At 32.8% G+C, this 13,653-nt stretch carries 10 protein-coding genes; 7 read left to right on the forward strand and 3 right to left on the reverse strand.

Annotated features, from left to right (window positions below):
• Nucleotides 1-3 precede the first annotated feature (3 nt).
• From ACNFIH_RS14110 to ACNFIH_RS14140, 7 genes are all read left to right on the forward strand, one after another.
• Entirely contained in the window at nt 4-384 is a 381-nt protein-coding gene (locus ACNFIH_RS14110; RefSeq protein ID WP_012022792.1) for a TraR/DksA family transcriptional regulator, read from the forward strand.
• Between the two features lie 222 nt (nt 385-606).
• A complete protein-coding gene (locus tag ACNFIH_RS14115; protein WP_426483636.1) occupies nt 607-1,203 on the forward strand; it encodes a lipoprotein signal peptidase in 597 nt (198 codons plus the stop codon).
• Nucleotides 1,204-1,287: 84 nt separating this feature from the next.
• Complete coding sequence (locus tag ACNFIH_RS14120; RefSeq protein ID WP_426483637.1) at nt 1,288-4,443, forward strand: UvrD-helicase domain-containing protein; 3,156 nt, start codon at nt 1,288-1,290, stop codon at nt 4,441-4,443.
• An 80-nt stretch (nt 4,444-4,523) separates the two neighbouring features.
• Complete coding sequence (gene kbl / locus ACNFIH_RS14125; protein WP_426483638.1) at nt 4,524-5,717, forward strand: glycine C-acetyltransferase; 1,194 nt, start codon at nt 4,524-4,526, stop codon at nt 5,715-5,717.
• A gap of 113 nt (nt 5,718-5,830) precedes the next feature.
• Nucleotides 5,831-7,294 (forward strand): OmpA family protein, encoded by a 1,464-nt coding sequence (locus ACNFIH_RS14130; RefSeq protein ID WP_426483639.1) that lies wholly within the window; start codon nt 5,831-5,833, stop codon nt 7,292-7,294.
• Nucleotides 7,295-7,357: 63 nt separating this feature from the next.
• Nucleotides 7,358-10,123: a PD-(D/E)XK nuclease family protein gene (locus ACNFIH_RS14135; protein ID WP_426483640.1), complete on the forward strand. Its 2,766-nt coding sequence runs from the start codon at nt 7,358-7,360 to the stop codon at nt 10,121-10,123.
• 292 nt (nt 10,124-10,415) lie between these two features.
• A complete protein-coding gene (locus ACNFIH_RS14140) occupies nt 10,416-11,087 on the forward strand; it encodes an ATP-binding cassette domain-containing protein (protein ID WP_426483641.1) in 672 nt (223 codons plus the stop codon).
• On the opposite strand, the gene ACNFIH_RS14145 is transcribed toward ACNFIH_RS14140, so the two are convergent.
• The 3 genes from ACNFIH_RS14145 to ACNFIH_RS14155 all read right to left on the reverse strand — a co-directional run bounded on the left by ACNFIH_RS14145 (nt 11,068) and on the right by ACNFIH_RS14155 (nt 13,482).
• Entirely contained in the window at nt 11,068-11,238 is a 171-nt protein-coding gene (locus tag ACNFIH_RS14145) for a hypothetical protein (protein ID WP_426483642.1), read from the reverse strand. The two genes, ACNFIH_RS14140 and ACNFIH_RS14145, sit on opposite strands and share 20 nt — an antisense overlap.
• A gap of 512 nt (nt 11,239-11,750) precedes the next feature.
• Nucleotides 11,751-12,527, reverse strand: coding sequence for an alpha/beta fold hydrolase (locus ACNFIH_RS14150; protein ID WP_426483643.1), 777 nt, complete (start codon nt 12,525-12,527; stop codon nt 11,751-11,753).
• Between the two features lie 148 nt (nt 12,528-12,675).
• A complete protein-coding gene (locus ACNFIH_RS14155) occupies nt 12,676-13,482 on the reverse strand; it encodes a TIGR00266 family protein (RefSeq protein ID WP_426483644.1) in 807 nt (268 codons plus the stop codon).
• Nucleotides 13,483-13,653: the final 171 nt, after the last annotated feature.

Consider the following 13,653-nt stretch of genomic DNA (forward strand, 5'->3'; position numbering starts at 1 on the left):
ACCATGATAGATGAAATTACAAGATACTCTGACGCTGATTTGGCGGAGTTCAAAGAAATAATCCAAGCAAAAATTAAAAAAGCACAAGAAGATCTTGATTTGATCAAAAGTGCCTATATGAATGATTTGAATAACGGAACAGACGATACATCTCCAACTTTCAAAGCTTTTGAAGAAGGAAGTGAAACAATGTCTAAAGAAGCAAACTCTCAATTGGCAATTCGTCAAGAGAAGTTTATCCGCGACTTAAAAAACGCATTATTCCGTGTTGAAAACAAAACATATGGTATTTGCAAAGTAACAGGTAAATTGATCAGCAAAGAAAGGCTTAAAATCGTTCCTCATGCTACAATGAGTATCGAAGCTAAAAACTTGCAGAGATAATAATATTATCATTCTTAAAAAAAGCGCCCCATTTTGGGGCGCTTTTTGCTTTAATAAGACTTCTCAAGTTTTAATTTCGGTAAATTATATTGCGAAAAAGCATTTCTGACACATACAAAAAGCGAATCCGTTTGATTTCGATTTATTACGAAACAATTAACGTTACTTAAAAAGTGCTTTTTTGATTTAATTAGTTATTTTTGCGCATCAAAATTTTATAAAATGTCATTACGAAAAGCGTATTTCCTTATATTTTTAGTTTTAATTGTTGATCAACTATCAAAAATTTACGTAAAAACAAACTTTGTTCTTGGTGAAGAGGTTGTTTTATTTGATTGGTTTAAGATTCATTTTATAGAAAATGAAGGAATGGCATGGGGAACAAAAATTCCAGGTGAATACGGAAAATTAATTCTGACTGTTTTTAGAATTTTTGCTGTCTTCGGAATTGGATGGTGGCTTTCGGATGCGATTAAAAAACGTCATTCTACTTATTTAGTAGTGGCGATTGCTTTGATTTTTGCTGGAGCAGCTGGTAATATTATAGATTCTGTTTTTTATGGAGTTATTTTTGATGACAGCACGCACACTATGGCAACACTTTTTTCTCCTAATCCATACGGAACTTGGTTTCACGGTTTAGTAGTTGATATGTTTTATTTTCCTATCTGGGAAGGGAATTTGCCAACTTGGCTGCCAATTTTTGGAGGAAAACATTTTGCTTTTTTCAATGCTATTTTCAATGTTGCTGATATAGCTATTTCTACAGGAGTTGGAATATTATTGGTTTTCAATAAAAGAGCTTTTCCAAAGCACTAAATTCTGTCGATTTCTCAGATTCTTTAGATTTTTCAATGGATAGTGTTTTATAAATGCTATTTTTACCATACAAAAAATCGAATTATGCAAAGTCCGTCTTTCTCTATTTATGATGCTTCTGCAGGCTCAGGAAAGACTTATACTTTGGTTAAAGAATATCTCAAAATTATTCTTTCTTCGCCAAAAAACGATGCATATCGAAATATACTAGCGATTACTTTTACGAACAAAGCGGTTCACGAAATGAAAAGCCGTATTGTTGATAGTCTTTCTGAATTTGCTAAAGATGAACCTTCTGAAAAAGCAATTGCTTTGATGGAAGATTTGTCTCGGGAAACCGGACTTTCAATCATTAAAATCAAAATTAAATCGCAAAGTATTATTAAGCACTTAATTCATAATTATGCGGCTTTTGATATTTCGACAATTGATAAATTTACCCATAAAGTAATTCGGGCTTTTGCGCACGATCTAAATCTTCCAATGACTTTTGAAGTCACTTTGGATACTGAAAATTTATTGATTGAAGCGGTTGATGCAATAATTGCACAAGCGGGTCAGGATGAAACTTTGACCAATTTGTTGATTGATTTTACGATGGAGAAAACCGACGATGATAAAAGTTGGGACGTTTCTCGTGAAATTTTGGAAACCGGAAGATTGGTACTTAATGAAAATAATCGGAATGAAATTTTGCATTTTCACGATAAATCTATTGAAGAGTTTATCGAGATTAAAAAGAAAATGCTTGCGCTTTGCAAAGATTTGGAATCTGAAAACGAAGGTTGGGCAATAGATGCGCTTTCGTTAATTGATAAAAACGGAATCGATTTGAAATCATTTTCACGAGGTACTTTTCCAAATCATCTAGAAAGTATTCGTGACGGAAAATTCAATCCAAGAAATAAAACTTTTCATGAGTTTGATGATATTGCAATTAATAAAACGGCTAAAGACCGAGCTTTAATTGAAAATATAATTCCAGATTTGCTTCAGATTTTGAGCAAGATTTATAAGAATTTCGAAAAAAGAGATTTTTATAAAGCTTTCCTGAAAAATATAACGCCACTTTCGCTGTTGAATACAGTAAGTAATGAATTGGCAAAAATCCAATCAGAACAAAATATTCTTTCTATTTCAGAATTTAATGCCATTATTCATCGGGAAATTCAGAATCAGCCGGCGCCTTTTATATATGAGCGTTTGGGCGAAAAGTATCGTCATTTTTTTATAGATGAATTTCAGGATACTTCTGAAATGCAGTGGCAAAATTTGATTCCGCTGATTGATAATTCACTTTCAGGTCAGGATGATTTAGGAAATAAAGGAACGCTCATGATTGTTGGTGATCCAAAACAATCAATCTATCGCTGGCGCGGAGGAAAAGCAGAGCAATTTATTGAGCTTAGTAAAGATGTAAATCCCTTTAATAATCCGGATAAAGAAATAAAGCATTTAAATACCAATTATAGAAGTTATAGTGAAGTTATTGATTTTAATAATGCTTTTTTTAAATTAATTTCTTCTGAATTTTCAAACGAAGATTATAAGGATTTGTACGAAAATCATAGTTTTCAGAATTCAAATGCAAAAAAAGGAGGATATGTAAATATTTCATTTCTTCCAATTATTGAAAAGACTGATGCTGTAGAGGAAGACGAAGTTGTTGAAAAATCAGATTTATATGTTTTAGCAACTTTAAATACAATTCTGAAAGTTGTTAAGCAGGGTTTTCAGTACAGAGACATCGTAATTTTGACTCGAAAAAGAGGTCAGGGAATTGCAATTGCAAATTATTTAACGGAACAAAATATTCCGCTTTTGTCTTCAGAAACTTTAATGATTCAGAATGCTACCGAAGTTCGTTTGATAATTCATCTTCTGAAATATTTGAATAATAGTGCTGATTTAGAATCCAAAGCTAATTTCCTTCATTTTTTAGCTTCCAATATAAATCATGAAATGCCAATTCATGATTTTATTGAAAAAGGAATGTCAAATAGAGTAGAAGCCGATTTTGAAAAATGGCTTCTGACTTTTGATGTTTCATTAAATTTTGAAGATGTTAGAAAAAAATCATTGTACGAAGCAGTTGAAATTATCATTTCTAAATTTATTCCTTCAGAAGGGAATGCTTATGTGCAGTTTTTTCTAGATATTGTTTTAGAAAGAGATATGAGGAGTCAGGCTGGTATAGCCGATTTTTTAAGTTACTGGGATAAAAATGCTGAAAAATTCAGTATTCCGTCTCCGGAAGGAAATAATGCTGTTCGTATCATGACAATTCATAAATCGAAAGGGTTAGAATTTCCGGTTGTGATTATGCCGTTTGCTGAAGAAGATTATAACCGAAAGCCAAAAGATAAATTATGGCTTGATGCTGAAAATGAAGATTTAGGTGTCCCTAAAGCTTTGATTGATAATAGCAGCGCAGTAGAAGGTTTTGGCGAAAGTGCCTCGGCGGTTTTTAATGTGAAAAAACAAGAAGAATTATTAGATAATATTAATGTTTTGTATGTTGCTTTAACACGTGCTGAAGAACAATTGTATGTTATCTCACAATCTTTGAACGAAAGAAAAGATGGAGAATTTCCTAGCAATATGGCATCTTTTTTTATTAAGTATTTGATTAATCAAGGGATTTATGATTCAGGGAAATTAGAATATGAATTTGGAAATCACACAAAATTATCTTCTTCGGTTGAATTTACTGATTCAATAAAAGAGATTCCGGTTGTCAAAGAAGTTTTAAATCCAAAAAATATAAAAATTGCACAGAGAGAAGCTTTAATGTGGGGAACACATCAACAGGAAGCAATTGCTTACGGTAATGTTGTTCATGAAATTTTGGCTTTTGTAAAAGATAAATCAGATATTGATTTGGCGGTTACAAAAGCAATTGAAGCTGGCTTAATAAAGATTGATCAGGTAGAGCAGGTTTTGAAAACGCTTCATGATATTGTGAATCATCCGGAAATTAATGTATGTTTCGAAGGAAAAAACAAGATTTTAAATGAGCATAACATCATCCAGAAAGAAGGAAAAATTTTAAAACCAGATAGAGTTGTGCTTACAGAAGATAAAAATGCTTATTTGTTGGATTATAAAACCGGAGCAATAAATTCCAAATATAAGCAGCAACTTCAGGAATATGAAGATGCTATTGAGGATTTGGGATATAAAGTGTTAAAAAAAGCATTGGTGTATATAGGAACCGAAATCGATGTAGTAAATTTGTGAAAAAATTAATCAGATGTTAAAGATAAATAAGCTTATTTTAGGTTTAAGTTGTTAATTTTTAACGTTTTAAATATAAGGAAATGTACGGTAAAATTAAAGAACATCTGCAAAATGAATTGCAGACTATTGAAGAAAACGGAATTTTTAAAAAAGAACGTATTATAACTTCAGCTCAAGGTGCTGAAATTACAATTTCTACAGGAGAAACTGTATTGAATTTTTGCGCAAACAATTATTTGGGCCTTTCTTCTCATCCAGAAGTAGTGCAGGCCGCAAAAGATGCAATGGATACGCATGGATTTGGAATGTCGTCTGTTCGTTTTATTTGCGGAACACAGGATATTCATAAAACATTAGAAAAAAAGATTGCAGATTTTTATGGAACAGAAGATACTATATTATATGCTGCAGCTTTTGATGCTAATGGAGGTGTTTTCGAACCTTTATTAGGTGAAAATGATGCGATTATTTCAGATAGTTTAAATCATGCTTCTATTATAGATGGAGTTCGTTTGTGTAAAGCGGCTCGTTATCGTTATGAAAATAGCAATATGGAAGATTTGGAGCAGCAGCTAATTAAAGCAAATAAAGCCGGAGCTCGTTTCAAATTAATTGTTACAGATGGTGTTTTCTCTATGGACGGTTTAGTGGCGCCTCTTGATAAAATTTGTGACTTAGCAGATAAATACGATGCCATGGTAATGGTTGACGAGTGTCATGCAGCAGGATTTATTGGTGCAACCGGAAAAGGAACTCTTGAGGCAAAAGGAGTTATGGGACGTGTTGATATTATAACAGGTACTCTAGGTAAGGCTTTAGGAGGTGCGATGGGAGGTTATACAACAGCGAAAAAAGAAATTATTGAGATATTGCGCCAGCGTTCTCGTCCTTATTTGTTTTCAAATTCTTTGGCGCCCGCTATTGTTGGTGCTTCTATTAAGGTTTTTGAACTATTAGAAAAAGATACTTCTTTGAGAGATAAATTAGAATGGAATACAAATTATTTTAAAGAAGGAATGAAAAAAGCAGGTTTTGATATTATTGACGGAGATTCTGCAATTGTTCCTGTTATGTTATATGATGCAAAATTGTCGCAAATTATGGCAAATGAATTATTAAAAGAAGGAATATACGTAATCGGATTCTTTTTTCCAGTAGTTCCAAAAGATAAAGCAAGGATACGTGTTCAACTTTCAGCTGCGCATACTAAAGAGCACTTGGACAAGGCAATAGAAGCTTTTACATTAACAGGTAAAATGTTAAAAGTTATATAATTACCATATTCTGTAAATTTTTGTAGGTTTTTTTTAACATTTCATTTTGTATTTAAAAAATTTGGTGTTACTTTTGCTTGTAATTAACTAAATTGTAATTAAAAAAATTAAGTATGAAACATCTTAACAAACTTTTAGTTGCTGTGATGATGGTGATGGGTTTAAGTTCTCACGCACAAGACAGTAACAATCCATGGGCGATCTCATTTGGGGTTAATGCAGTGGATACCAGAACAAGTTCTGGAGCAGGACATGGTTGGTTCGATCAACATTTTTCTCAACCATTTGATGTGAAAGACAACTGGAACATTCTTCCTTCTTTATCTTACATTGGTGTGTCTAGATATGTTGGTAGTGGTTTCTCTGTTGGTTTACAAGGTTCTGTAAACAAAATTGATAAATTCGTTACTTTTGCTCCAACTGCTCCAGGGCATGACGGAAGAGGTAATATTGTAACTAATCCTGGTGACTTGATGTACTACGGAATTGATGCTACTATCAAATACAGCTTCCAAGAATTAATCAAATCTAAAGTGATTGATCCTTCGTTATCTGTTGGTGGTGGTTATACTTTCTTCGGAGATAGCAGCTACGGAACTGTTAACCCAGGTGCTGGTTTAACTTTCTGGTTTACTGATGCTATTGGTCTTGAATTAGCTACAAGATACAAATGGGCTGTTAGTGGAGATAGAGTTGATGCTTCTGGAACTCCAGATGCTGTTTCTCACTTCCAACACACAGCTGGTCTTATCTTCAAATTCGGAGGTAAAGATACTGACGGAGACGGAATCTACGATAAAGATGACGCTTGTCCAGATGTTGCTGGTTTAAAACAATTCAACGGATGTCCTGATACTGACGGAGACGGAATCGTTGATGCTTCTGACGCTTGTCCAGATGTATTTGGTTTAGCTGCATTAAACGGATGTCCTGATACAGACGGAGACGGAATTGCTGATAAAGATGACGCTTGTCCAGATGTTGCTGGTTTAGCTGCTTTAAAAGGTTGTCCTGATACTGACGGAGACGGAATCGCTGATAAAGATGATAAATGTCCTACAGTTGCTGGTCCAAAAGAAAACGGTGGTTGTCCTTTCTTAGACGCTGACAAAGATGGTGTTGCTGATAAAGATGACGATTGTCCTACAGTATACGGTCCTGCTAGTAACAGAGGTTGTCCAGAAGTAACTTCTGAGGCTTTAGAAGACCTTAAAGTTCAGGCAAGAGCAGTTTACTTCAACTCAGGTAAAGCTACTTTCAAAACAGGAGATAAAGAAACTCCAGCTAGATTAGATGCAATTAAAGAAATCCTTAAAAACTATCCAAACGCGAAATTCTCTATTGAAGGACACACAGATAGTACAGGTTCTGCTAAAATCAACCAAAAACTTTCTGAAGATAGAGCGAAAGCTGTATTGGATGCTTTAGTTGAAAGAGGTGTTAATCCAGAAAACTTAGAGTCTAAAGGATTTGGATCTTCTCAACCAGTTGCAAGCAACAAAACTGCTGCAGGTAAAGCACAAAACAGAAGAACTGAAATCAAACACGTTGGTTCTAAATATCAAGGTAAACTATAATTTACTTTGTAAATAATACTTAAAAGCCATTCTTAATTGAATGGCTTTTTTTATTTTTATAAAATGATAAACACTTCTTTTCTTGAAAAAATTGCAGCAGTAGTTATTCAGAATTATGAAACAAAGCTTGCTGAAACAACTATTATTCTGCCTAATAAAAGAGCGAAGGTTTTTTTAATTGAAGCTTTAAAAAGAAAAACTCACAAAACTATTCTTTCGCCAGATATCATTAGCATTGAGGATTTTGTTCAGGACGTGGCTTCAATTCGTTCAATAGATTCAATCGAGCTTTTGTTTGAATTTTATGAAGTCTATTTGTCTGTTACAGAAAAACAGCATCAGCAGTCATTTGAATTATTTGCTAATTGGGCAAAAACACTTTTGCAGGATTTTAATGAAATTGATCGATATCTTCTAGATCCGAACCATGTGCTTTCTTATTTGAAAGATATAGAGGATATAAAGAAATGGGGAGTTGAAGTAGAAAACAAAACAAAACTTTTAGAGAATTATATTGATTTTTGGAAGCTTCTTCCTTTGTATTATGACGCATTATATAATCATTTGTTAAACAAAGCAATTGGTTATCAAGGATTGATTTATCGAGAAGCAGTCAATAATCTTAATCATTTTTCGAATACGGTTTCAAGCCGTTCTTTTATTTTTGCCGGCTTTAATGCGTTAAATGCTGCAGAAGAGAAAATAGTGCAACATTTATTGGCTCTGGATCAGGCAAAAATTTACTGGGATACAGATCAGACCTTTTTAAATGATCCTTATCACGATGCAGGGCTTTTTGTGAGACGTTTTAAAGAAAGCTGGAAGTATTATAAATCGCATCCTTTTGAATGGATTGTAGATGATTTTTCGCAATCCAAAAATATTCAAGTAATTGGTTCGCCAAAAACTATTGGCCAGGCAAAAATTGCAGGAAGTATAATTGAAAATTTAATTACTGAAAATCCTGCTGGATCTTTAGATAAAGTAGCTGTGGTTTTAGGTGAGGAAAACTTGCTGATTCCGGTTTTGTATTCGTTGCCAGCTTCAGTTGGTGCTTTGAATATTACCATGGGATATTCTGGTAAAAACAATCCGTCACAAATTTTAATTGCTAAATTGTTTAAAATGCATACGAATGCACTTTCACGAAAGGGCGACAGTTATGTGTTTTATTATAAAGATGTTTTAGATGTTTTAACGCATCCGCTTGTGGCTCCTTATGCAAATGCAAATCATCTGGTTAAGATTATCAAAGAGAATAATTACACCTTTATTTCTCATAACAGAATAGTTGAATTGTATGGCCATTCATCTAATTTGTTCGATTTATTATTTAAAAAATGGGAAAACGGTTCATTAGCTGTACTTGAAAATATTTCAGCACTTTTGCTTTTGATCAAAACAAATTTTGATAAGGATAATGAAGAGGAGAAAATTGCAAAATCTTTTGTTTATGCTGTTTTTAAAGTCATAAATAAACTTATTAATTATTACACTAGTCATAACCATATTGATAACATTGATACGCTTCACGCCATTTATAAACAAATTATTGATGTCGCTGAAGTTTCATTTGAAGGTGAACCTTTGCGTGGACTTCAAATAATGGGTGTTCTTGAGAGTCGTGTTCTCGATTTTGATACGGTTATTATAACTTCAATGAATGAAGGGAAATTTCCTGCTGGAAAATCTCAAAATTCCTTTATTCCTTATGATGTAAAACGAGAGTTGGGCTTGCCGACTTTTAAAGAAAAAGATGCAATTTATACGTATCATTTTTATCATTTACTTCAGCGTGCCAAAAATATCTATCTTATTTACAATACTGAAAATGATGGATTAGATGCAGGTGAAAGAAGTCGTTTTATAACACAGTTAGAGGTGGAAAAACAACCTAGACATAATCTGACTTTTGATATTTATAATCCGGTTTTACCTTCAACGGCGTATCAACCAATGGTGATTCCAAAATCGGAGGCTGTTATGGACCGATTGAAAGAGATTGCTTTAGCAGGGTTTTCTCCTTCGGCGCTGACAAGTTATATTCGAAACCCGATTGATTTTTATTTCCAAAAAATACTTCGAATCCGTGAAGTAGAAGAAGTAGAGGAGAATATCGCGTTGAATACTCTCGGAACGATAATACACGAAACTTTAAAAGCGCTTTATGAACCTTTTATTGGTCGATTTATTTCTGAAGAAGATATAACAAAATGCTTTAAACTTCTTGATGAAGAGGTTTTAAAACAATTTAAAGTAGTTTATAAAGAAGGTGAAATTAAAAAAGGCCGAAATCTTTTGGCTTTCGAAGTCGCAAAACGAAATGTTTTTAATTTTCTTAAAGTAGAATTAGAAGCAATTCGAAATGGAGACGCAATTAAAATTATTGCTTTAGAGCAAACATATCAACGCGAACTCACACATCCAAGTTTGCCATTTCCGGTTCTTATAAAAGGAAATGTTGACCGGATTGAACAACGAAACGGAAAAATAAGAATTATTGATTATAAGACAGGAAAAGTCGAAAAAGCGAATGTTGTACTCAAAACATGGAACGGATTGACCAATGAGCTTAAAAACGATAAAATCATTCAGGTTTTAGCTTATGCATTCATGTTTGAAAAGGAAGCTGGCAATATGCCTATTGAAGTTGGAATTATTTCATTTAAGAATCTAAAATCGGGATTTTTGCCTTTTACATTCAAAGAAGAAAAAGACTTGGATACAACTGTGTCTGAGCAAACTCTCAATTTGTATCTGAAAGAAATAGTTTTGCTTTTGAATGAAATTTTTGATACTACAATTCCTTTTGAAGAAAAAATAAATTAATGATCAGAAAGCTACTAAACATATTCGAGTTTTTTAAAACAACATTGACGGTTAATTTGTTGGTTTCTGCAATTGCTGTTTTTTTGGGTGGTTTTGACTATTTCTTTATATGGTTTCTAAGTTTTGGTTTTTTGGCAAGCATTGGCTTCAAGGGATTTTATCGCAAAAAGGATTATTTATTTTATTTCAATAATGGTGTTTCAAAAATCCAACTTTTGCTATTTAGTTATCTGATGACTTTTTGCACCGCACTTTTATTTGGTTTAATCGTCTTTTTAAAAAATAAATTATTTTGAAAAAACATACTTTGGAAATTAGCGGAATTCAGAAAAGATTTGGAAATAAAACGATACTTTCTGATATTTATTTGAAATGTGAAACTTCAGAAATTATTGGATTACTCGGGCGAAACGGCTCTGGAAAATCTACTTTGTTGAAAATTGTAGCCGGTTTAGAATCAGTTCCGGATCGTTGCGTTCGAATCGATTCTGTTTCTTTGAATATTAAAAATGCATTGATGAATAATGTCAGTTATTTGGATCAGGATCAGTTTATTCCGAATCATTTTTCTGTTCGAAAAGTAATTGCACTTTCAATTGATAAAGAAAACAGAATTAATTTTTGTGAAGATGAGTTTATCAAAAAGCTTCTAAACAAAAAAATAAGGCATTTGTCAACGGGTGAATTGCGTTATCTGGAGATAAAAATTGTGCTTTCCAATCCATCTTTGTTTATATTGCTAGACGAACCCTATAATGGACTTTCTCCATTGATGATCGAAAGCATTAACGAAATGATAAAAGGTAGCTTAAACAAAAAAGGGATTATTGTTACGGACCACAACTATCAGAATGTAGTAAAAATCGCAAATAGACTGGTTTTGATAAAAGACGGAAAGATTCATTCAATAAAAGAAAAAACCGAACTTGTCGAAAAAGGTTATCTTACAAGTATGGCTTTTTAATTGATTTAATAACTGCATATTTTTTAAAGAATCCTTTCTTTTCAAGCTCTTGCGGATCTGTACTGTTTATTTTTCTTTTTTCAAAACGAGATTTTGTAGCCTTAATCATTTTGATATATAGATTAAATAGTATTTCTGAAACAGTTTTCATCTCTGCAATTATTTATGCATTTCTATAAAAATACTTCCTCGTATAAACTGTAATGACGTACACAGCTATTTAAAATGAATTTTATGGAACAAAATGTTATTATTTTCAATGAATCTTTTTTTTCTGTTGTTTTTTTTTGCGCATTTTCTTTTAAAAAAAGCCAATAATTATGCTATAAATAAAAGTGATTCAAATGATTATGCAGTGCTTTTTTTTAACAAGTGTTTATCGCGCAATTATGTTAATTAAAATATCTTTGAGACTTCTTAAGAGGAAAATCGATTTAGATGAAGATAGAAACAGGATTTAGAATGTGCCTGAGAATGTGAATAATGGGATCTTCAACAAAGAATAATTAAAAGTAAATCTTGGATTAACGTGAGTAACTTTGTCGAAATTTAAGAAAGACATCGTTGCCAAATTATAATTTTTTGCCCCCACAAAAGGAAGAAAAGGCTGTTTTCGATGTTTATTCGAAACGGCCTTTTCTGATTTTAATATGTTTTATTTTTTTAACTGAAAAAATCGGTTAAAACTATTTTTAGTTCTTCTTTGTTTTCAATATGACTCATGTGACCGTCTTCAAATGAAACTAATTCTGCAGTTGTGTCTTCGATTTGCGCTAAACTATCTTCGTAATTTAGAACTGGGTCTTTTTTCCCCAAAATCAATAAAACTGGAAAACGGTTTTCGTGTAAAAGCCATTCCCTGTCTTTTCTGATTTTCATTCCTTCGAGTGACGCTACAATTCCCTGCAAAGGTGTTTTTAAAGCCTCTTCCTTTACTTTTTCAATTTTATTTGCCAGACGAATTCTGTTGTTTTCGCTAAATAAATTTGCAATCGCTAAACTCACAAAACCTACATAATTTTGTTTTACGGCTTTTATGGCGCGCGTTCTGTTCAGTTTTTTTTCGGCGCTGTCTTCTTTTGAAGTAGAATTCAGTAAAACTAATTTTTTGATTTTATCCGGGAATAATTCGGCGAAAGCCAAACTAACATAACCGCCCATTGAATGACCAAGAATTGTTACTTTTTCGATATTTAAATGTTCCAAAACTTCGTTTACAGCATTGGCATTTTCCTCCATTTCATGAACATATCCCAAAGAATCAGATTCGCCGTGGCCTAACAAATCGATAGTAATTACGCGATTTTTTTCTGAGAAAAGTTCAACATATTCTTTCCACATTTTTTTATTTTCTAAAAAGCCGTGCAACAGAACAATTGCGTTTCCTTTTCCTGAATCTGTAAAAGATATTTTGGTGTTTTTATATAGAATGTTTTTCAAAATGATAGTTTAAAATGTAAAATGCAAAGGTACTAATTGAAGAATCATATAGGAAATATAAGTTTATTGCAGTAAAAAAATATAAGTAATTGAGTTCAAAAAAAACGGCCTTCATTTCTGAAAGCCGTCAATTATATATTTATAAAAATTAAAAACGATTGTCTCCATCTAAAAGATTTCCTAATCCGCCTAGCAGGCTACCTTCATCGCGACTGTTGCCACCTGATCTTGGTGCCGACGCAATGATTCTGTCTGCTAATCTGCTGAAAGGTAAAGATTGTATATAAACTGTTCCGGGACCGCGAAGAGTAGCATAAAACAAACCTTCGCCGCCAAAAATAGAATTTTTGATGCCACCAATAAATTCAATATCATAATCGACATCTTTGGTAAAACCTATAATACAACCCGTATCTACTTTTAGTACTTCTCCAGAGGCTAGTTCTTTTTTAGCCATTGTTCCGCCAGAATGTACAAATGCCATTCCGTCTCCTTCTATTTTTTGCATGATGAATCCTTCACCTCCGAAAAGGCCTCGGCCCAATTTTTGAGAAAATTCGATTCCTACGGAAACGCCTTTCGCAGCACATAAGAACGAACTTTTTTGACAAATAAATTTGCCTTGAAATTGGGTTAAGTCAATTGGAAGAATTTTTCCTGGATAAGGTGACGCAAAGGAAACTTTACTTTTGGTGTTGCCTTGGTTTAAAAATGCCGTCATAAATAGACTTTCACCAGTAAGAACTCTTTTTCCGGCATTTAACAGTTTGCCAAATAGTCCGGAACCAGTTTGTTGGTTGGATCCGTCGCCAAAAATGGTTTCCATCTGGATGTTGTTTTCCATCATCATAAAACTACCTGCTTCTGCGATTACTATTTCTTGCGGATCCAGCTCTATTTCGACATATTGCATTTCTTCTCCAAAAATGTGATAATCTATTTCGTGTGCTTGCATGATTTCTGAATTTTTTGTTTTTTAAATTAGACTAATAATGCTGTGGAATGTTACAATATTTAGTGTACTTCAGCTGTATTTAAGTACATTAAATGATTTTGTTATTTTAAATTAGTCTTAATTATGTGTTTAATTACTTTAAATTCTATATTTTTGCACCGTTATTATATT

Source organism: Flavobacterium sp. 2 (genome assembly GCF_049949195.1).
Lineage (GTDB): Bacteria > Bacteroidota > Bacteroidia > Flavobacteriales > Flavobacteriaceae > Flavobacterium.

Bases quoted from the DNA above. Each gene is read 5' to 3' on its own strand.
- ACNFIH_RS14110 (WP_012022792.1), top strand. From the start codon at position 4: ATGATAGATGAAATTACAAGATACTCTGACGCTGATTTGGCGGAGTTC.
- ACNFIH_RS14115 (WP_426483636.1), top strand. From the start codon at position 607: ATGTCATTACGAAAAGCGTATTTCCTTATATTTTTAGTTTTAATTGTT.
- ACNFIH_RS14120 (WP_426483637.1), top strand. From the start codon at position 1,288: ATGCAAAGTCCGTCTTTCTCTATTTATGATGCTTCTGCAGGCTCAGGA.
- kbl (WP_426483638.1), top strand. From the start codon at position 4,524: ATGTACGGTAAAATTAAAGAACATCTGCAAAATGAATTGCAGACTATT.
- ACNFIH_RS14130 (WP_426483639.1), top strand. From the start codon at position 5,831: ATGAAACATCTTAACAAACTTTTAGTTGCTGTGATGATGGTGATGGGT.
- ACNFIH_RS14135 (WP_426483640.1), top strand. From the start codon at position 7,358: ATGATAAACACTTCTTTTCTTGAAAAAATTGCAGCAGTAGTTATTCAG.
- ACNFIH_RS14145 (WP_426483642.1), bottom strand. From the start codon at position 11,238: ATGAAAACTGTTTCAGAAATACTATTTAATCTATATATCAAAATGATT.
- ACNFIH_RS14155 (WP_426483644.1), bottom strand. From the start codon at position 13,482: ATGCAAGCACACGAAATAGATTATCACATTTTTGGAGAAGAAATGCAA.